At 41.1% G+C, this 15,926-nt stretch carries 14 protein-coding genes; 5 read left to right on the top strand and 9 right to left on the bottom strand.

Translation table 11 applies throughout. The annotated features are described in order from the left end of the window. The first annotated feature begins 240 nt into the window (after positions 1-240). Both NIE32_RS04375 and NIE32_RS04380 read left to right on the top strand, forming a co-directional pair. Positions 241-1,176 (top strand): VanW family protein, encoded by a 936-nt coding sequence (locus tag NIE32_RS04375; protein WP_253053409.1) that lies wholly within the window; start codon positions 241-243, stop codon positions 1,174-1,176. A gap of 215 nt (positions 1,177-1,391) precedes the next feature. After that, entirely contained in the window at positions 1,392-1,790 is a 399-nt protein-coding gene (locus tag NIE32_RS04380) for a (deoxy)nucleoside triphosphate pyrophosphohydrolase (RefSeq protein ID WP_253053411.1), read from the top strand. 341 nt (positions 1,791-2,131) lie between these two features. Here the strand turns inward: NIE32_RS04380 and NIE32_RS04385 are convergent, their stop codons facing one another. The 3 genes from NIE32_RS04385 to NIE32_RS04395 all read right to left on the bottom strand — a co-directional run bounded on the left by NIE32_RS04385 (position 2,132) and on the right by NIE32_RS04395 (position 8,084). Next, positions 2,132-4,975: a DEAD/DEAH box helicase gene (locus NIE32_RS04385; protein WP_253053413.1), complete on the bottom strand. Its 2,844-nt coding sequence runs from the start codon at positions 4,973-4,975 to the stop codon at positions 2,132-2,134. Between the two features lie 229 nt (positions 4,976-5,204). Then, the gene (locus NIE32_RS04390; RefSeq protein ID WP_253053415.1) at positions 5,205-6,641 is read right to left on the bottom strand and encodes a purple acid phosphatase family protein; all 1,437 of its coding nucleotides are present in this window, start codon (positions 6,639-6,641) and stop codon (positions 5,205-5,207) included. A gap of 579 nt (positions 6,642-7,220) precedes the next feature. Continuing rightward, a complete protein-coding gene (locus NIE32_RS04395; RefSeq protein WP_253053417.1) occupies positions 7,221-8,084 on the bottom strand; it encodes an alpha/beta fold hydrolase in 864 nt (287 codons plus the stop codon). A gap of 280 nt (positions 8,085-8,364) precedes the next feature. Between NIE32_RS04395 and NIE32_RS04400 the strand changes: the two genes are divergently transcribed. Continuing rightward, positions 8,365-9,300: an aldo/keto reductase gene (locus tag NIE32_RS04400; RefSeq protein WP_253053418.1), complete on the top strand. Its 936-nt coding sequence runs from the start codon at positions 8,365-8,367 to the stop codon at positions 9,298-9,300. Positions 9,301-9,550: 250 nt separating this feature from the next. Here the strand turns inward: NIE32_RS04400 and NIE32_RS04405 are convergent, their stop codons facing one another. The 3 genes from NIE32_RS04405 to NIE32_RS04415 form a co-directional block, all read right to left on the bottom strand. After that, entirely contained in the window at positions 9,551-10,840 is a 1,290-nt protein-coding gene (locus NIE32_RS04405) for a VTT domain-containing protein (protein WP_253053420.1), read from the bottom strand. A 157-nt stretch (positions 10,841-10,997) separates the two neighbouring features. Then, on the bottom strand, positions 10,998-11,438 hold the full coding sequence (locus tag NIE32_RS04410; protein ID WP_253053421.1) for an SRPBCC domain-containing protein: 441 nt from the start codon (positions 11,436-11,438) through the stop codon (positions 10,998-11,000). A 62-nt stretch (positions 11,439-11,500) separates the two neighbouring features. Continuing rightward, entirely contained in the window at positions 11,501-12,415 is a 915-nt protein-coding gene (locus NIE32_RS04415) for a DMT family transporter (RefSeq protein ID WP_253053422.1), read from the bottom strand. 318 nt (positions 12,416-12,733) lie between these two features. On the opposite strand from NIE32_RS04415, the gene NIE32_RS04420 reads away from it, so the two are divergent. Then, the gene (locus tag NIE32_RS04420) at positions 12,734-13,255 is read left to right on the top strand and encodes an O-acetyl-ADP-ribose deacetylase (protein ID WP_253053424.1); all 522 of its coding nucleotides are present in this window, start codon (positions 12,734-12,736) and stop codon (positions 13,253-13,255) included. A 51-nt stretch (positions 13,256-13,306) separates the two neighbouring features. On the opposite strand, the gene NIE32_RS04425 is transcribed toward NIE32_RS04420, so the two are convergent. The 3 genes from NIE32_RS04425 to NIE32_RS04430 form a co-directional block, all read right to left on the bottom strand. Further along, the gene (locus tag NIE32_RS04425; protein ID WP_253053429.1) at positions 13,307-13,450 is read right to left on the bottom strand and encodes a hypothetical protein; all 144 of its coding nucleotides are present in this window, start codon (positions 13,448-13,450) and stop codon (positions 13,307-13,309) included. 10 nt (positions 13,451-13,460) lie between these two features. Further along, positions 13,461-13,544 carry a putative holin-like toxin gene (locus NIE32_RS14340; RefSeq protein ID WP_354327129.1) on the bottom strand — a complete coding sequence of 28 codons (84 nt, stop codon included), beginning with the start codon at positions 13,542-13,544 and terminating at the stop codon, positions 13,461-13,463. A 168-nt stretch (positions 13,545-13,712) separates the two neighbouring features. Further along, the gene (locus NIE32_RS04430) at positions 13,713-14,909 is read right to left on the bottom strand and encodes an MFS transporter (RefSeq protein WP_253053431.1); all 1,197 of its coding nucleotides are present in this window, start codon (positions 14,907-14,909) and stop codon (positions 13,713-13,715) included. Positions 14,910-15,041: 132 nt separating this feature from the next. Here NIE32_RS04430 and NIE32_RS04435 point away from each other — a divergent pair, with 132 nt between their 5' ends. Further along, positions 15,042-15,917 (top strand): helix-turn-helix transcriptional regulator, encoded by an 876-nt coding sequence (locus NIE32_RS04435; RefSeq protein ID WP_253053433.1) that lies wholly within the window; start codon positions 15,042-15,044, stop codon positions 15,915-15,917. Positions 15,918-15,926: the final 9 nt, after the last annotated feature.

Below are 15,926 nucleotides of genomic sequence, written 5' to 3' on the forward strand. Positions count from 1 at the left end.
TTATCGGCTGTATACGGATGATTTTCGTAGAATTTACTCCATAAATTTTGCAAATGACACTTTATTCCTCGTTCACTTATACCCTTGATCGATGTGCCTAATCGCATTGCATTTGTTGTGACCATCTTCTATATAAAATAAATGGTTAATTATGAATTGCATCGACGAGATGAGAACCTTCTGAATCATTACTAATTCGAGTAGATCTGCTCATACTAACATTGGAGGTGCGTGATCCCGATGCGGCTACTGATGTTAGCAGGAATGCTGATTCTGGCGCAACAGCAACCTGTGGTTCTTTCTGATCATTTGATAATAAAACACCATGAAACAACGTTGAGTACAGTCAATCGAGATGATTTTACTACTCTGTTTTCCCCATTGATCGATCAAGAGAAAGTTAATCAATTAATGAATCGACTCAATCAGGAGGTAAGTCAGCCACCGATCAATGCCAAAATCAATGACCATGGGACCATTGATTCTGAGCAAACTGGGTTTAAACTCTACAGAAGTAAGTTCAAAGACCGCTTTTATCGTTATTATTATGGACACGGCTCTGCCCAGATTGAGGTTCCTTTACTCACGGTCTATCCGAAGGTTGATGGAGAGTTGCTTGCACACATTCGTACCGAGCAAATCGGTCACTATACCACCTTCTTTAATTCCGGCAACAAAAGTCGCGCGCATAACATCGAATTAGCTGCTCAAGCATTAGATGGTCATGTCGTTTTTCCTAATGAAACCTTTTCATTTAATCAAACTGTTGGCATGCGCACAAAGAAAAAAGGCTATCTCCCCGCCCGCGTTATTGTCCGAGGTGAATATTCTGAAGGTGTAGGAGGAGGGATTTGCCAAGTATCCTCTACATTATTCAATGCAGTCGATCGTGCCGGATTGAAAATCATTGAACGTTATGCGCATAGCCGGCGCGTCGCTTATGTACCTTTAGGTCGTGATGCTACCGTCAGCTGGTATGGCCCTGATTTCCGTTTCAGGAACAACTATAATCAACCCATTCTGATACGCGCACATAAACACGGCGGCAGCATCAGTTTTGCCATTTATTCTTCCGATGTGATTAATGTTTTGCCGCGCAAAATTCCTAATGCTTCTTCCCAATTACCGAAGGAGACGAAACATACGAGAAAAGCGCAGCATTTAGACATGCATTAAAGTATGAGGGATTGTAAGTTATTGCACAGTCTCTCTATTTTGTTGCACATATTTTAGTACCTAACTTTGTAATGTTTTTTTAGCTCTTAACAAACAAAAAAATGAGTAGATCTGAAAGAACGAATAGAGTTATGATACTATGAATGATAGGTAGTCTGACTAAATAGCTTACGACTTAATTTACTATGGCGCATAAGCGTTCATGAGGTGATTTGATGGGCAAGACTTTATCCGTTGTCGCAGCAATAATAGAAAATGAAAATGAAGAAATTCTCTGCGCATTGCGTTCGCCTAAGATGTCGATTCCAAACCAATGGGAATTCCCAGGGGGAAAAATTCAGGAAGGCGAACGTCCGGAAGAAGCGATTGAACGAGAAATCAATGAAGAATTGAAGTGCACAGTAAAAGCCAATACAATGTTTCTCAAAAGTCACCATGACTATGAAACTTTTTCAATTGATCTTACGGCAATTAAATGCACATTAACCTCTGGTCTTCCAACCGCACATGAGCATTCTAAGCTCATCTGGTTGAAACGAGAGAACTTGGATTCTTTGAGATGGGCACCAGCAGATGTTGCAACCGTCGAGCAACTTATGACAGAGTGTCTGTAAGACTTATTCTATTTTTGTTTTTCTAGAAATTGTGTAGAATAAAGATAGTAAGAGCGTAAAATAAAACCGCCCGATGTGACTGCAATCATATCGGACGGCTTGAGTCAGGCAATATCCGCATAGAGCGGAATCAGTGCTTTAACTAAATCAATCATTTAGAAGTGATCCGTCTTAGCCTGTACGAGGATATGAGACGGATCACTTTTTGTTTCTTGACAAATCATGTGTGTCAGTACTTAAAATGTTGTCATAAGGTCACCCCCAATCTTCAGGGTGTCACCGATCCGCTCATATATTTCATCTATTACCTAGTAAATTTATATCAGATTAATAGAATCACTTTATACCTTCGTAATAAATTCTTGATACAACGACATCGGCACTTCATGATGTAGCGCGATTTCAGTAGTAATTGGCTTATTGCCTCGATACTTAACTACATCCCCTGAACCAATGTAAATATAGGGTTCAGAAATATTCTTTTCAATACTTTTGAATTTCCGCACAAACAGATAAAGATGTATGCCGTACTTCTTATTATTTATAATACGATGCCCTTGGGTTGTATCCTGACTATTCGAGTTAGGCGTCTCCCATTGGAATAGCGATGGGCTAATGAAATGATCTTGGTAATTGATACTGTCTTTGATTCCGTCATCCTTATGCAAATCAATAAACAGATAATAATCATTTCCATTTTTTATCGTTCCTGATCCACGGAATGAGCTAAGGATCTTTTGATAGTTTGATAGCAATGCAGACTCAACCATCGTGTACTGTTCATAAAGTTTCAGAAATGGGACTCCATAATTCTTATGTCCGAACATTTTTCCATAACGATAGAGTCCATAATTAAGTACATCAAGAATATAGGTTCTTTGCTGTTCATCCTCACAAATTGTGCCAAAGATCTCGGATTGAGTTAAACACTTATTTTCCCGGTCATAGGTACACAACTTGATGTCACGAGATTTCTGCCCTTGATCATCATACGTTTGATTCAAATGTTCAAATGCGTGTTCCAGGGTTGCCTCTTCGATCGTCTCCATTTCTTTAAGTACTTCATTCTTAGCGTCTTCCCAGGAAACAATTTTATGGGTAATCAGATAACGTAAAGCACAGAACTCGTAGGGCCTTTTAATCGGCAACTCAGCTGATAATTGTTTTAAGATGGTGGAGAATGGCTCATCATTGGCCAATTGCTTTAAATCATCGGTTTTTTCAACGGCTGCCAAGAAAGATAGATATGTTTTTTTGTTCGCAATAAACTTGATGGGATCAGGCGCATTCTCAAATTTGGCATAATCCATCAGATAATTAGGAATCGATCGATTTCCTGCAACAGTAAATTGTTTCTTAAATTCCTGGTATTCTTCTTTAAGATATTTCATTGCTCTGAAATTTTCCTGGTTCAGTTGCTCGATAATTCTTTGTTGAGAAATTCGATCCATTTGGATATGCGTGGCACCAGGAAGATCTGGAAACCCACGGTGAACCGCTACTTTTAGGCTGTCTTTATCATAAAAACGTTTGCCGCTAAGCGCGATGGCAATGAGAAACGTCTTACTATGATTTCCAATAAAATCGAGAACAGTTAAAAAGGACTGACCCTCGTATTTTCGCAACCCACGCCCCAATTGTTGCATAAAAATAATCGGCGAATTTGTTGGCCTGAGCATCAGCACCAAATTTATTGACGGAATATCGACACCTTCATTGAAAATGTCCACTGTAAAGATCACCTGAAGTGGATCATCATCATTTTCAAGTCGGCGAATCATTTCTTGTCGCTTGGTTTGTGCATCATCACCTGTTAAATATGTGCTGACAATTCCTTGTTTATTAAATTCATCCGCCATATACTGTGCGTGGTCCTTGGTTACGCAATACCCCAAACATTTACAGCTCTCGCCATCATATCCATAGAAATTCATTTTATCGATGATAAAGTCAACGCGCTGGTTCACTTTCAGCCTTTTAGCAACTTCTGCCACATCATCAATGGAGACGTCTGACAAATCAACGCCATCCACATCTGTGATACCAAAATAGTGAAAAGGGAGAACTAAGTCCTCCTCCAACGCTTCATTCAAGCGAACTTCAATCGCAATATTATTATCGAATAAACCAAAGATATCACCACTGTCACACCGTTCTGGAGTTGCTGTCATCCCAAGTAGAAATTTCGGCTGAAAATAATCCAGTACACGCGTGTAGCTTGGACTCGTGGCGTGATGCGCTTCATCAATAATGATGTAGTCGAAGTAATCTGCAGGAAAATCGCTGCAATGATCCTTGATGGTTTGGATGGTTGTAAAAATATAAGATTTCCCTTCGTAGTCCTTACTGTTACCGGTAAACATCCCCATTTGATTGCCGCGACCGAGCAATCGCTCAAAGGTCTCTTTAGCCTTTGTTAAAATTTCTTCACGATGCACGATGAAGAGCATCGTCTTCGGTTGAAACTTCTGAACATCAAACGCTGACATATATGTTTTCCCAGTACCTGTCGCTGAAATGACAAGTGCCCGTGTTTCACCATGCGCGCGTAATCGTTCGAGATTATCGATTGCTTGCTGTTGCATCAGATTCGGTACAATTTTCTGCATTTCAGCGTTTCCATAGCTGCTAAACGAAGGTTCATGGGCAGCTGCAACTTGGGCCCTTAAACTTTCGATAAAATTCTGGTACCTCTGTAAAAATAGATCATCCGCAACCGTACATTGATCCCAAAGTTCATTATATTCCTTAATGGCTTTCTCCAAGAAAGGACTCTGTTTCGTTGAGACGGTTGCAACATTCCATTCCACATTGCTTTTCAGCGCACTCTGCGTAATATTCGACGACCCGATCATAATGGTATAGGCATCATTGCTTTTGAAAATATAAACTTTACTATGAAACCCTTTAACCTTGTCCGCCTCAAAAACTCTGAGATCGATATTATCAAAGGTTTTAATCTTCTTCAGCGCCTTAGGTTCTGTGAAATTCAAATAGGTAGACGTCATGATCTTCCCATGAACCCCACGATCACGCAGTTCCTTCAAATGATCAAGAAGCAACTGAAGCCCACTATAGTTAATAAATGCTACACTAAAATAAAATTCGTCGCAGGTTGAAAACGCCTGCTGCAGTTCGTATAAAAAGGTTTGTCCATTTGAGTTGGTGATGAGTTTGTTGTTCATTGTAATTTTTCCCTGCAATCTTGTAATAATTATTCCGTAATCAAGTATACAACTTGACACCATATTAGTTGAAATAAAAATACAAATTTATTTGAAAATTAGTTAGTCGCCTTTTGCTTTTTTAATTTCTCATGAATTCCTTAACTAAAAAAGCAGAACAGGTTTAGTCCCATTCTGCCTAAGAAATGCTTATTTTCCATTGATTATATTTATTTAAAACATTGAGCATTTATTTGATGATACCAAATTGATCGATAATATACGGATCGTCGGTGCCCTTGATCCGATCAATCTCGTAGACAACAACGGAGAGCTTATTTTTACTAATCGTGACGCTCGAAAAGTTCTGGACGGCACCGCGCACTGGACGCGTCGGATCGCTTGGATCAAGTCCGTATTTCATGGCATGATTTTCTTCGGCACGGACAAATTTGTTATAAAATGTATCACCGAGCACCGGATCTGTATTTTTCTTGTAGACTTTCGGACCAGATGTTGCCGGGATATAATAGATTGCACCATTCGGTTTTACGGTATAGTCAATTTTTTCGCCATTCATCCATTCTGTTATTGTTGTTGGCTGTGTTGCTTGATTATTCTTGTTGATTGGCAAAGTGCGTGCATAGATGTGGTCGTGCCCCTGGATTACCAAATCAACCCCAAGCTTTCCAATCAAGGGTGCAATCTGGTATCTGACACCGTTTTGGTCAATAATATCTGAATCGGTCGCATGATTGGATGTCGTATACGGTCCTTTGTGAATCAGGACGACTGTCCATTTCGCACCATTTTTCTTCGCCTTTTTAATGTCCGCCGTCACCCATTTCACTTGTTCCGGCGTGAAATCACGATATTGTTCGGAGTCTTCGTTTGTATTCAGGACAACAAAATGCGTGTTGCTATAATTGAAGGAGTAATAAGCACCTGTTTTTGTGTCTTGATTCTTTGTTGCCATTTTCAAATTAAAGTGATCAATAAACGCATAATTCTTGGCTTCATGATTTCCAGCAGCTGGAACCACCGTTGTATTGCCCCAAACGCTGCGGCTGTTGTTGATTAGCCAGTCCCATTGATCTTCCTCAACACCGTTATCGACAAAGTCCCCGGTTACAGTCATAAAATCATAATTTTTTACGGTTTCTGCTGCCTTGTTAAATGTATCCGCAGCCAGTTTGCCTTCATCCTCTGTTTTTGCTTGTGGGTCGGTCAGTTCTAGGAACGTGAATGCACCATTTTTTTTGGGTGCTGTTTTGACCGTGTCGATCTCGCTCCAAATGTTCTGCTTTGCATCGCCGACACGATAATAATAGTCTGTATCTGCTTTTAATCCTTTCGCTTCAGCCTTATGGACCCGCTCGCCACTGTCATTTCTCGACACATAGCTTATCCCTTTGAACGTCAGCGCCTTTTTGAAGTCTGGCTTTTTGACGCTCTTACCCAACTTCTTGACCAGTTGAAGATCACTTCCAGAAGATTCGAGATTCGTATACCAGGTGAAACCTTTATTTGTCCGCGAGTCACCATTAAAAGTTGGCACGACTTTCTTGACAATCGGTTCGGCAGTCTTTGCGGAAGCACGCTGTGAAAATCCGGAAGACACCGAAAACATAGTAAACAGCAGAGACATAGTGACAGCAACAGTCAGCATCTTAACTCTAAACGTCAAACATTCCAACTCCCTTTAAGATGTAATTGACTAACTCTCAAAGAAAAGTCTAATAGATGAAATTTAATTCTAAGAAAACTGACTATATTGTTTTTGTAAATGGCAGGTCTATAAGCACAGGTGGAAGGTCGACTTGATCAAAAGCCTATGTATCTAATAAAATGGGTGTGTTTCTTGATTTTTGGATTATTTTACCTAATTATGTACTACTTTAAGCCTATGAAAAAAGGTGAACTGTACACTTTTAATAAAAGGTATACAGTTTTCGAAAATTTAATTAGTCGGGTACCAATGTGCATACACTAAATAAAGCCCTCTGCTGGTAACAGTGAGGGCAAGCTTGTCAACATCCGCAATGAGCGGACAGCAGTGCATGAGCTAAAAAGTTTTACAACTGATCTGCTTCAGCCACTGCAATGGCACATGAGGCGGATCATTTTCTTTCTTTGAACAACAATTAGTGACCGTATGTTCGCAATGAATTGGTCATTTTTTACTTGCAAAAATTTTTATTTATGCACTAATGAAGTTTCCCTTCACACACAATGAGAACAAAACCTCTAATCACACATGTTTCCGCTATCTTTTCATGGTGTATTGATCAATCTCGGGTAAAAATTGTTTAATAATCCGATTAAACGCTTCATGCTGATGTGTGGGCAGTTGATGAAAGGCTTTCTCGATAAAAATAATTTTAGTATGCGTTAATGTGTCAAAATACTTTTTGTGTTTGTTGATAAATTTGTCGCGCGTCCCGTAGATGATGCGCATGGGCAGTTGATCTAATTGTGGCAGTTTCGACGAATAATCTGCACGGAAACCGGCTTTATATAAATCAGAGACGGCGTGCATGTTTGCTTTTTTTCCATACATGCGCAAGACGATTTCATCTTCTGATGTGACTTTATGCGCTTTTGCGAGAAGTCTGCTAAGCAGATTTATACCCTGTGCTTTCATTATGAGAATTCCGACCTGGAATTCCATAAATAAGATCGATGAATCAACACGTGGGAATCCGCCGGAGAGAACAACTCCGCCAAGTTCATTGGTGAATGCTAATGCATAGGCGAGCGCAATCAGGCCGCCGCTCGAATAGCCGACAAGCACCGGTCGTTTGAGGTCCAGCTCTTGTATCAGTGCTCTCAGATCGTCGACATGGTCCGGGATGACGTGTTCAAGCGAATGGGAAGGTTGATACCCGCTTCTTCCATGCCCTCTCTGGTCATAGAGAATCACTTGTACATGATCGGATAATGCCTCTTGATAACGAAAAACAACGTGGCCCATTAATGGAGGATGGATAAAGATCACCGGTCGTCCTGTTCCATAACTTTCATAATACAATTGGATCCCTTTTGGTGTATTCACATATGGCATAGCATGGTCATCCTTTGAGTAATCTTCAAGAAACAATAAGTAATTATTATTCTGTTCAAGCCGCATGTTCTTATTCCTTAAAGAGTACATCATGAGAACTGATGCTGGGTCACATACGAGAATTCGGGACGCGCTCAATAATCCGACTTTCATGTTATTTGCTACTGTATGGGCAGAGGTTACATACCTCCCGATCAAACTAACTCCCAATAAACCAAGCATTACACGTTACACTACAAGAATTTTCGCTTATTTTTCAAATTGAATCGCTTTAAAAAAAGTTCCGTTCGTTTTATGATAAATATGGAAGGGCTTACCACCCAATCTTTCTATGGAGGGGATTTATGTGAAGCAAATCGCAATTGGACCTGAGAAAAAATTAGGCTCTGCTGTTGTTCAAGGATGTATGCGTATCGCGGATATGTCCGAGGAAGCAGTGGATCATCTGATTAAGACTGATCTAGAGAACGGCGTCACGTTCTTTGACCATGCAGATGTATACACGGACGGAGCGTGCGAAGCGTTGTTCGGTAAAGTATTGGCCAAACAGCCAGGCCTGCGTGATCAGATCACCTTGCAAACTAAATGTGGTATTGTTCGCGGAAATGGTGACCATAATAAAGCTTTTGATTTTTCAAAAGAACATATTCTGGAAACAGTCAATGCCAGCTTGCAAAGACTGCAAACCGATCATCTGGATTACTTGCTGCTTCACCGACCGGATGCACTGGTCGAACCGGAGGAAGTCGCTGCAGCATTTGATGCGTTGTACGACGCCGGAAAAGTGCTTCATTTTGGTGTCAGCAATCAGAATCCGTTGCAAATTGAGCTATTGAAGAAATCGGTGCGTCAACCCCTCGAAATCAACCAGCTTCAATTCAGTATCATGGCAACCGGCATGATTGATGCAGGCATCAATGTGAATATGACCGTTGAGGGTGCAAATGTACGTGATGGTAGCATCTTGGATTATTGTCGTCTACATGACATTACCATTCAGGCATGGTCACCATTCCAATTCGGTTTCTTCGAAGGGGTCTTCCTGGACAACCCGAAATTCCCTGAATTAAACAAAAAAATTGATGAAATTGCTACCAAATATGGAGTCAGCAACAATGCAATCGCGGTTGCTTGGATTTTGCGTCACCCAGCAGAGATGCAGGTAATCCTCGGTACCACGAATTTGACACGTGTTGTGGAATCTGCCAAAGGTGCAGATGTCACACTGACTCGCCAAGAATGGTATGACATTTACCAAGCAGCGGGCAACATTCTTCCTTAATTATAGAAAATAGGCCGCCCATATCTGGAGCCTGATTGAGCCGAGCGCATCGCTCGGCTTTTCTTATTTCATTTCAAAATGATCGATATTTTTTCCAATCTGATCGATAAATTTTTTGAAGTGATCGATATTTTTTCCAAAATGATCGATAAATTTTTCGAAATGATCGATATTTTTTCCAAAATGATCGATAAATTTTTCGAAATGATCGATACCAGCTACAGGTACCGCAACTTTAATGATGATGCATCTAATTTCTGCTACCTTCTTTAATCAGAGACAGAAACCGGAATAATTCAAGAGAAAGTATTAGCCCACTGACCCAGACAGAGGCAAAGACAAACCCGGCAAATAAATCACTCGGATGAATATTCATAAACCGAATTCCACTTATGGAAAAGGCTAATAAAACAAATATCAAGAAACAGAATTCCACCAGACTAATTAAATAATTATCCTGATGGCGAATCAGCATCATCAAGAAAAATCCGTAGAAAATAAGCAGCATCATCGCCGGCTCATTAGGAAAATCAGGACTGATCGAATGCCCGCTTAGCATAAAATGAAACAGCCAGCGCACACCATTTGAAAAGATAAAGCCACCAGTCAATGTCATACCAAAAAACAGCAATTCAAGCCATTTATTCTTGTTGTTAATCAAAATCGTGACCGTTGTCAATACGAAGATCACACCTAGTGCAATCCATGAAGAAAGCTCATAGAAATGATTCATTAATGGCTGCCATCGCGAGTCAAACAAGAAGAAAACTATGTCGCTTGAAACTTTATCAAACGTTGTGAACTCATTGCTGATAAAATCCTGAATCATACCAATCATCAATGTGACTAATGAAATAAACGCAGCCAGAATGACAAAAATAAAAAATTTGATTTTCAGGAAACTTTTGTACCGATGAAATACTTCTTGAAAAAGAAGTAAAAGCGATTCTTTAATATACTGTCGATTCTTCTTTATCACAATAAAGCATAGGGCAACAAGGGCAATGAGCAGACTTGCCAGCACCAACCATTTCTTAATTTCTCCCTGATACTTATCCCATTGTGGACCCAGGACATAGCCGAGCCAGATAAAGGTGCTTGTCCAAAAGAAGACACCGATATAAGAGAAGAAACAGAACGATCGAAACCGCAGATGAATGACACCGGAAATAATGCTTGCAATATGTCGAATGCCCGGAATAAAGAAAGAAAAAACAAGCAAGACTTTTCCATATTTCCCATACCATCTAGAAATTCGCTCCATTTTCTCAGGACCCATATGAATATAGCGGCCATACTTGCGAAAAAACGGAACCCCAAGTTTATAGCCAATCCAATAAGAAATCGTCGCTCCTAAGATTCCCCCGAACCCGGCAGAAAGCATTGACAAAATGAGGTTCATCTGACCGTGAAACGATAAAATTCCCACATAGCTAAGGAGTGCTTCGTTGGGTATTGGAATACAAATCAGTTCTAACATTAATGCAAAGAAAAGTGTTATATAACCATATTCATTAAGTAATTGAATTAACCCACTCATTCCAAAATCTCCTGCATAGACTTTGTTTTGTTCAACTATTATTTCCACGCGCTAACTGAAACTGATGTATATTTCTTCGCCAAATTGTTTAAAAATATGGCGACTCATCGCATTTTTAATACAGAATCTCAGAGTTTCTTGCCTCGTCCATTGCATCTCATGTATTTAGATTGGACTCTGCTTTCTGCTTTATCACATTTAACTGCCATTCCCAGCCCTTGATATTCTCCTTAAAGGAGCGTACTTGCTGTCCTTCCGTAACATCAAGATGAGCAAAACCTTTTTCACGCACACTGAGTCTGGTTCCGTCATTTTCCGATCTGAGATGAAACGCAATCAAGGTTGAGTTGCCCTCGATCGGTTCTTCCCCCGGATGAGCACTCGCCCAACGACACACCAACGTTGTTGGAGCCTCGATGTCCTCAATGAGCACTGGAAAACGTCCGTACGTGCAGTCGGCCACTAACCGTCGGCCATCAACAGTAACATGATCCGGCCCTTGGTCACCAACCCACCATGCAGGCGTGCTAACCAACTGCCAAACCTCTTGAAGCGAAGCATTGATGAAGATCTCTTGTTCCAGTGTATTGTGATCCAAAGTGAGTCCCCCAAATTTCTTATGTATAAAATAAAGTCAGCCTAAGAAATGATTCAGCATGATTAAGAAGCATTTCTTCCTTTTTTACCTTTTAATCGTTTAAAAGAACGAAAATTAAATTTAAGTTCCGTAATCATCATTGTACTGCTCAAAATCACAACAAGTCCGGCTAAAGTTCCGAGCGACATCCTTTCGCCGAGAAATAATAGTCCCCAGATTACTCCGTAAAGCGGAACAAGGAGCGTAACACTCAAAGTCTTGGTTGGGCCGACGCTCCGAATTAAAGAGAAGTAGATCAGGTAAGCGATCGATGTTGAGAAAAGGGCAAGAGAGAGTACCGCAAGCGCGATTGGAAAAGTCATCATCTGAAATCGGTTGATGGAGGGCAGACTGAATGGAAGAAGCACCAAGCCGGCAGCCAGCTGTTGCCCAATCGCCAGCGTTAAGGACGGTTCTTTTGAAAATTTCTTTTTTGCATACACCCCGCTGATTCCATAACACAGCGAAGCTAAGAGAGAAAAGATCAGCGAAAGTAGCACCATTGGCGAGTGACCCAGATGCCCCCATCCTGCCAAAATCGCAACGCCGACAATGCCGACAACGATACTAACGAGCTTGCTTAACAGGAGCTTCTCCTTCATCCATACCGTTGCAACAATCAGAGTGAATAACGGTGTTGTCGCATTGAGAATTGAAGATACCGAAGCTGTGAGATGCAGCTCTGAAGCAGCTATCAAGGTAAATGGGATCGCAGCATTCATTGCACCGAGAAAAATATACTGCTTCCATTTTTGCTTAAAGTTCGGTATTTTCCTGATTGTCAAAGCATAGAAAAGCAGAGCCAATCCTGCAAGAATCACCCGCAAAGCAATCAGTAAGACAGGACCTAACACGGGTGATGCAACGCGCATGAAAAGAAAAGAGCCGCCCCAAAGAGCGCCCAGTAGATTCAATAACATAAAATGCTTCATACTCATAAGTACAAAACTCCCGTCCTCTTTTCCTTATCTTAAAATGCGGGTAGATGTGAGTCAAACTCTTTTTGCCCTTTATTATTTGGTTAAGAAAACCATGTTCAGTGAACAGAGCCCTCGATTTCTTAGATAGAGTCGCAATCCATTAATAATAATGTGCGCCTTCTGGATGAGCGTTCGATTCATATCAGCGCAGAAAACTTTTTCATGCAGTACAATTGAAGTATCAGATAAGCCGACACCGGGAATCATCGCTTACTACTTCCAATCTCAATGGAAGCCAAACCGAATAGTCCAATTGCCTTATATGGAGGTCTTTTCATGAAATCATTTTCGATTATGCTTGGGGATATTACAAAAGTAAAAGCAGATGCGATTGTTAATGCGGCAAATACAACATTACTTGGTGGCGGCGGTGTAGACGGAGCGATTCATCGCGCAGCCGGCCCTCAATTATTGGAGGAATGCCGCGCATTGAATGGCTGCGCGACCGGGGAGGCGAAAATCACGAAAGGCTATCGTCTGCCTGCAAGCTATGTGATTCACACACCAGGACCCATTTGGCAAGGTGGGCATCATCATGAAGCTGATTTACTTCGCAACAGTTATTTGAACAGCTTGAAATTGGCTGAAGCCAATACGTGCCACTCCATTGTCTTTCCATCGATCAGCACCGGTGTCTACCATTTTCCGCTTAATTTAGCCGCACCAATTGCGGTTCAAACGATTCGCCAATTCTTAAATCAAGCCACTGCTGTTGAGGCGGTACAAATGATCTGTTTTGATGAAGAAACAAAACGATACTATGATCAAGCGTTCAAAGAATTGTGTTCACGTTCCTAACTAGAGAGGCAACTGATTTCTCCTTTTATTTTGAAAAGGGATTTTGTATAATTAACTTATACATGATGTGTAGATGAATAAAGCCATCAGTGCTGGAACACCGATGGCAAGCATGATAAAGTTCCGCATCGAGCGGATAACAGCGCTTAGCAAATCAACCAACAAATGATCCGCTTCAGCCACCGTTAATGGCATATGGAGCGGATCATTTTCTTTCTTTGAATGACAGGATCATGATGATTAAACCCGCAAAAGAGATCGCAAGCGTTAATGCCTGATACACCGTCATCGGTACCACCCCCAATCTGAAGGTGTCACCACTATCCGCACATACGCCTCATTACCACAAATCTAGTATATTCCATACGATCATACGTTCGCAATAGTCTTTTAGTACTTTCCTAGTAAAGTTGACTCTTTGTGTCTCAATGATTGATTGAAGAAGAGCGTTTGCTACTTATTCAATCAGTTTTCGTTCACTGGGCAGGAACAGTGTTAATAGTGCGGCGAGAAAAGGAAGAAGCGCAAATAAGCCAAAAATCGTATGAATACCATACTGATCAGAAAGCCAGCCAATTAACGTAGCACCGATACCGCCTGCACCAATACCAAAGCCCACCATCAACCCCGAAACTAGACCAATGTTCTTTGGAAACATCATTTGTCCGTACACAACCGTAACCGCAAACGAAGAAAGGACAAAGAATCCAAATACAAACAGAATAATAATCGATAAAATACCATGAACATGTGGTAATAACCACGCAAAAGGTACGGTTACAGCCATGGAAATGAAAAGCAGCCATTTTCGACTGATTCGATCAGAGCAGCGTCCACCAATGAATGTACCAAGAGCGCCTGCAGCAAGAAAGAGAAATGTGAAGAGATCACCATATTTTAATGAGATCCCTTGATGTAAATAAAGAAAAGGCAAGAAACCGGCGACGCCAATTTGTGTCCATGAACGAAGGATCACAACCCCTGTGAGTAGGCTGAGTCCAACCACATGATTACGTCCCTTGATCTCTTTTTTTCGTGCTTTATTTTTCTCCAAGCTTTGCTTGTACCACGGCATAATCGATAAGACGAGGACAAGACCGGCGGCTGCTAACGGGACTAACCAGCCTAACCCATGCAAACCCGTATTGATAAGAAAAAGTGGAAGCAGTAGTGGCCCAACCGCCTGACCGAAGTTGCCGCCAACTTGCATGATTGCTTGAGCAGTCCCACGTGCAGTACCCGCTGCCATGTATGCGCCGCGCATTGCTTCCGGATGAAAAATTCCGGATCCGACTCCTGATACGCCGACTAATATTAGCAATAGCCAATAAGCAGATGCGTATCCGGAAGCAGTGAGACCAAATCCTCCAAGACAAATTCCGAGTGGCATTAACCATGTCCTCGGATGCTTATCACTGATCATTCCAAATAATGGTTGAGCAACAGATGACGTGAGCATAGACACAAATAGGACAATCCCAGATTGAAAGTAATTGAGATGAAATGCTTCCTTGTATAAAGGCAAAAGCGCAGGAACGATTCCTGTCGTCATCAGGTCGTTAATAAAATGCACACCACTGAGACTAAATAATTGCTTCTTTGCACCAAGTCTCGGTTTCTCTGATCCCAAATCTTTATTTAATGCTAAATTCATTTGGAAATCCCCCTAAAATAAATACGAGTATACACACTGTAGCAACAGTTCTATACTATCAAGAGAATAGTCATCACTCATGCACGATTTTGCTTTTATTTAGCACAATTTTGATTGAGAAGGTTTTCAGCGATGAAAAATGAAACAAAATATTCCCCGAAAAGGAATCCGGATCGACATGCGTATGTCGATATTATAAAACGTAAAACAACGAGCGGTGGGCCTATTTTCCGTGAAAATTGGCATGAAGAAATACAGTTCTATTATCTTACACAAGGAGTAGGAACGATCCGTTGTGAATCGGACATATTTGAGTTACATACCGGTGGAGTTGCTTTGATGAACAGTAATGAGCTCCATTTTATGGAAAGTAAGCGTGATGTATTGACCTGTTATATCATTCGCATTGATCTGGCGTCATTATTTAATGACCTTCCAGATCTGCGCTTGTTAAAGGATGCGGAATTACTTGCACAGCAACTTATCGTTTTTCATCACCAGCTCAGCGAGGATACTCACATCGTTCATGGTATACGCAACCTAATTCTCGAACATGAAGAACACCGGCCAGGATATGAACTGGCTATTAAATCAACGGTATTACATCTGATTGTCCTTTTGCTAAGAGCACATATTCGCAAAATCTATACCAAAGAGCATTTTGATCGGCGACTGAATAGTCTTAATCAGATGCGAACAACCATTAACTATATTCATGATCATCTCCATTCCCAGATCACGGTTCACAACTTGGCACATCGTGCGTTAATGAGTGAAGCCCATTTCTGCCGAACCTTTAAGAAACTGTATGGAAAACCCGTTGTTTCTTATATTAATGCTCTGAGAGTTGACCAAGCGGAAGACTTACTGCAAACCAGTCCATACACCATTACGGAAATTGCTCTGAAAGTCGGTTTTAACGATGCCAATTATTTTAGTCGGGTGTATAAAAAACAAAAAGGAATCACTCCGAAGCAGACCCGTCAATCTTATGTTAAGCGCTCCTGATCTTTAACC

Source organism: Sporolactobacillus kofuensis, from assembly GCF_024125425.1.
Taxonomy (GTDB): domain Bacteria; phylum Bacillota; class Bacilli; order Bacillales; family Sporolactobacillaceae; genus Sporolactobacillus; species Sporolactobacillus kofuensis.

What these genes read in the sequence shown, in the direction of transcription:
- NIE32_RS04375 (WP_253053409.1), top strand. Translation starts at nt 241, where the DNA reads ATGCGGCTACTGATGTTAGCAGGAATGCTGATTCTGGCGCAACAGCAA.
- NIE32_RS04380 (WP_253053411.1), top strand. Translation starts at nt 1,392, where the DNA reads ATGGGCAAGACTTTATCCGTTGTCGCAGCAATAATAGAAAATGAAAAT.
- NIE32_RS04385 (WP_253053413.1), bottom strand. Translation starts at nt 4,975, where the DNA reads ATGAACAACAAACTCATCACCAACTCAAATGGACAAACCTTTTTATAC.
- NIE32_RS04395 (WP_253053417.1), bottom strand. Translation starts at nt 8,084, where the DNA reads ATGCGGCTTGAACAGAATAATAATTACTTATTGTTTCTTGAAGATTAC.
- NIE32_RS04405 (WP_253053420.1), bottom strand. Translation starts at nt 10,840, where the DNA reads ATGAGTGGGTTAATTCAATTACTTAATGAATATGGTTATATAACACTT.
- NIE32_RS04415 (WP_253053422.1), bottom strand. Translation starts at nt 12,415, where the DNA reads ATGAGTATGAAGCATTTTATGTTATTGAATCTACTGGGCGCTCTTTGG.
- NIE32_RS04420 (WP_253053424.1), top strand. Translation starts at nt 12,734, where the DNA reads ATGAAATCATTTTCGATTATGCTTGGGGATATTACAAAAGTAAAAGCA.
- NIE32_RS04425 (WP_253053429.1), bottom strand. Translation starts at nt 13,450, where the DNA reads ATGCCATTAACGGTGGCTGAAGCGGATCATTTGTTGGTTGATTTGCTA.
- NIE32_RS14340 (WP_354327129.1), bottom strand. Translation starts at nt 13,544, where the DNA reads ATGACGGTGTATCAGGCATTAACGCTTGCGATCTCTTTTGCGGGTTTA.
- NIE32_RS04430 (WP_253053431.1), bottom strand. Translation starts at nt 14,909, where the DNA reads ATGAATTTAGCATTAAATAAAGATTTGGGATCAGAGAAACCGAGACTT.
- NIE32_RS04435 (WP_253053433.1), top strand. Translation starts at nt 15,042, where the DNA reads ATGAAAAATGAAACAAAATATTCCCCGAAAAGGAATCCGGATCGACAT.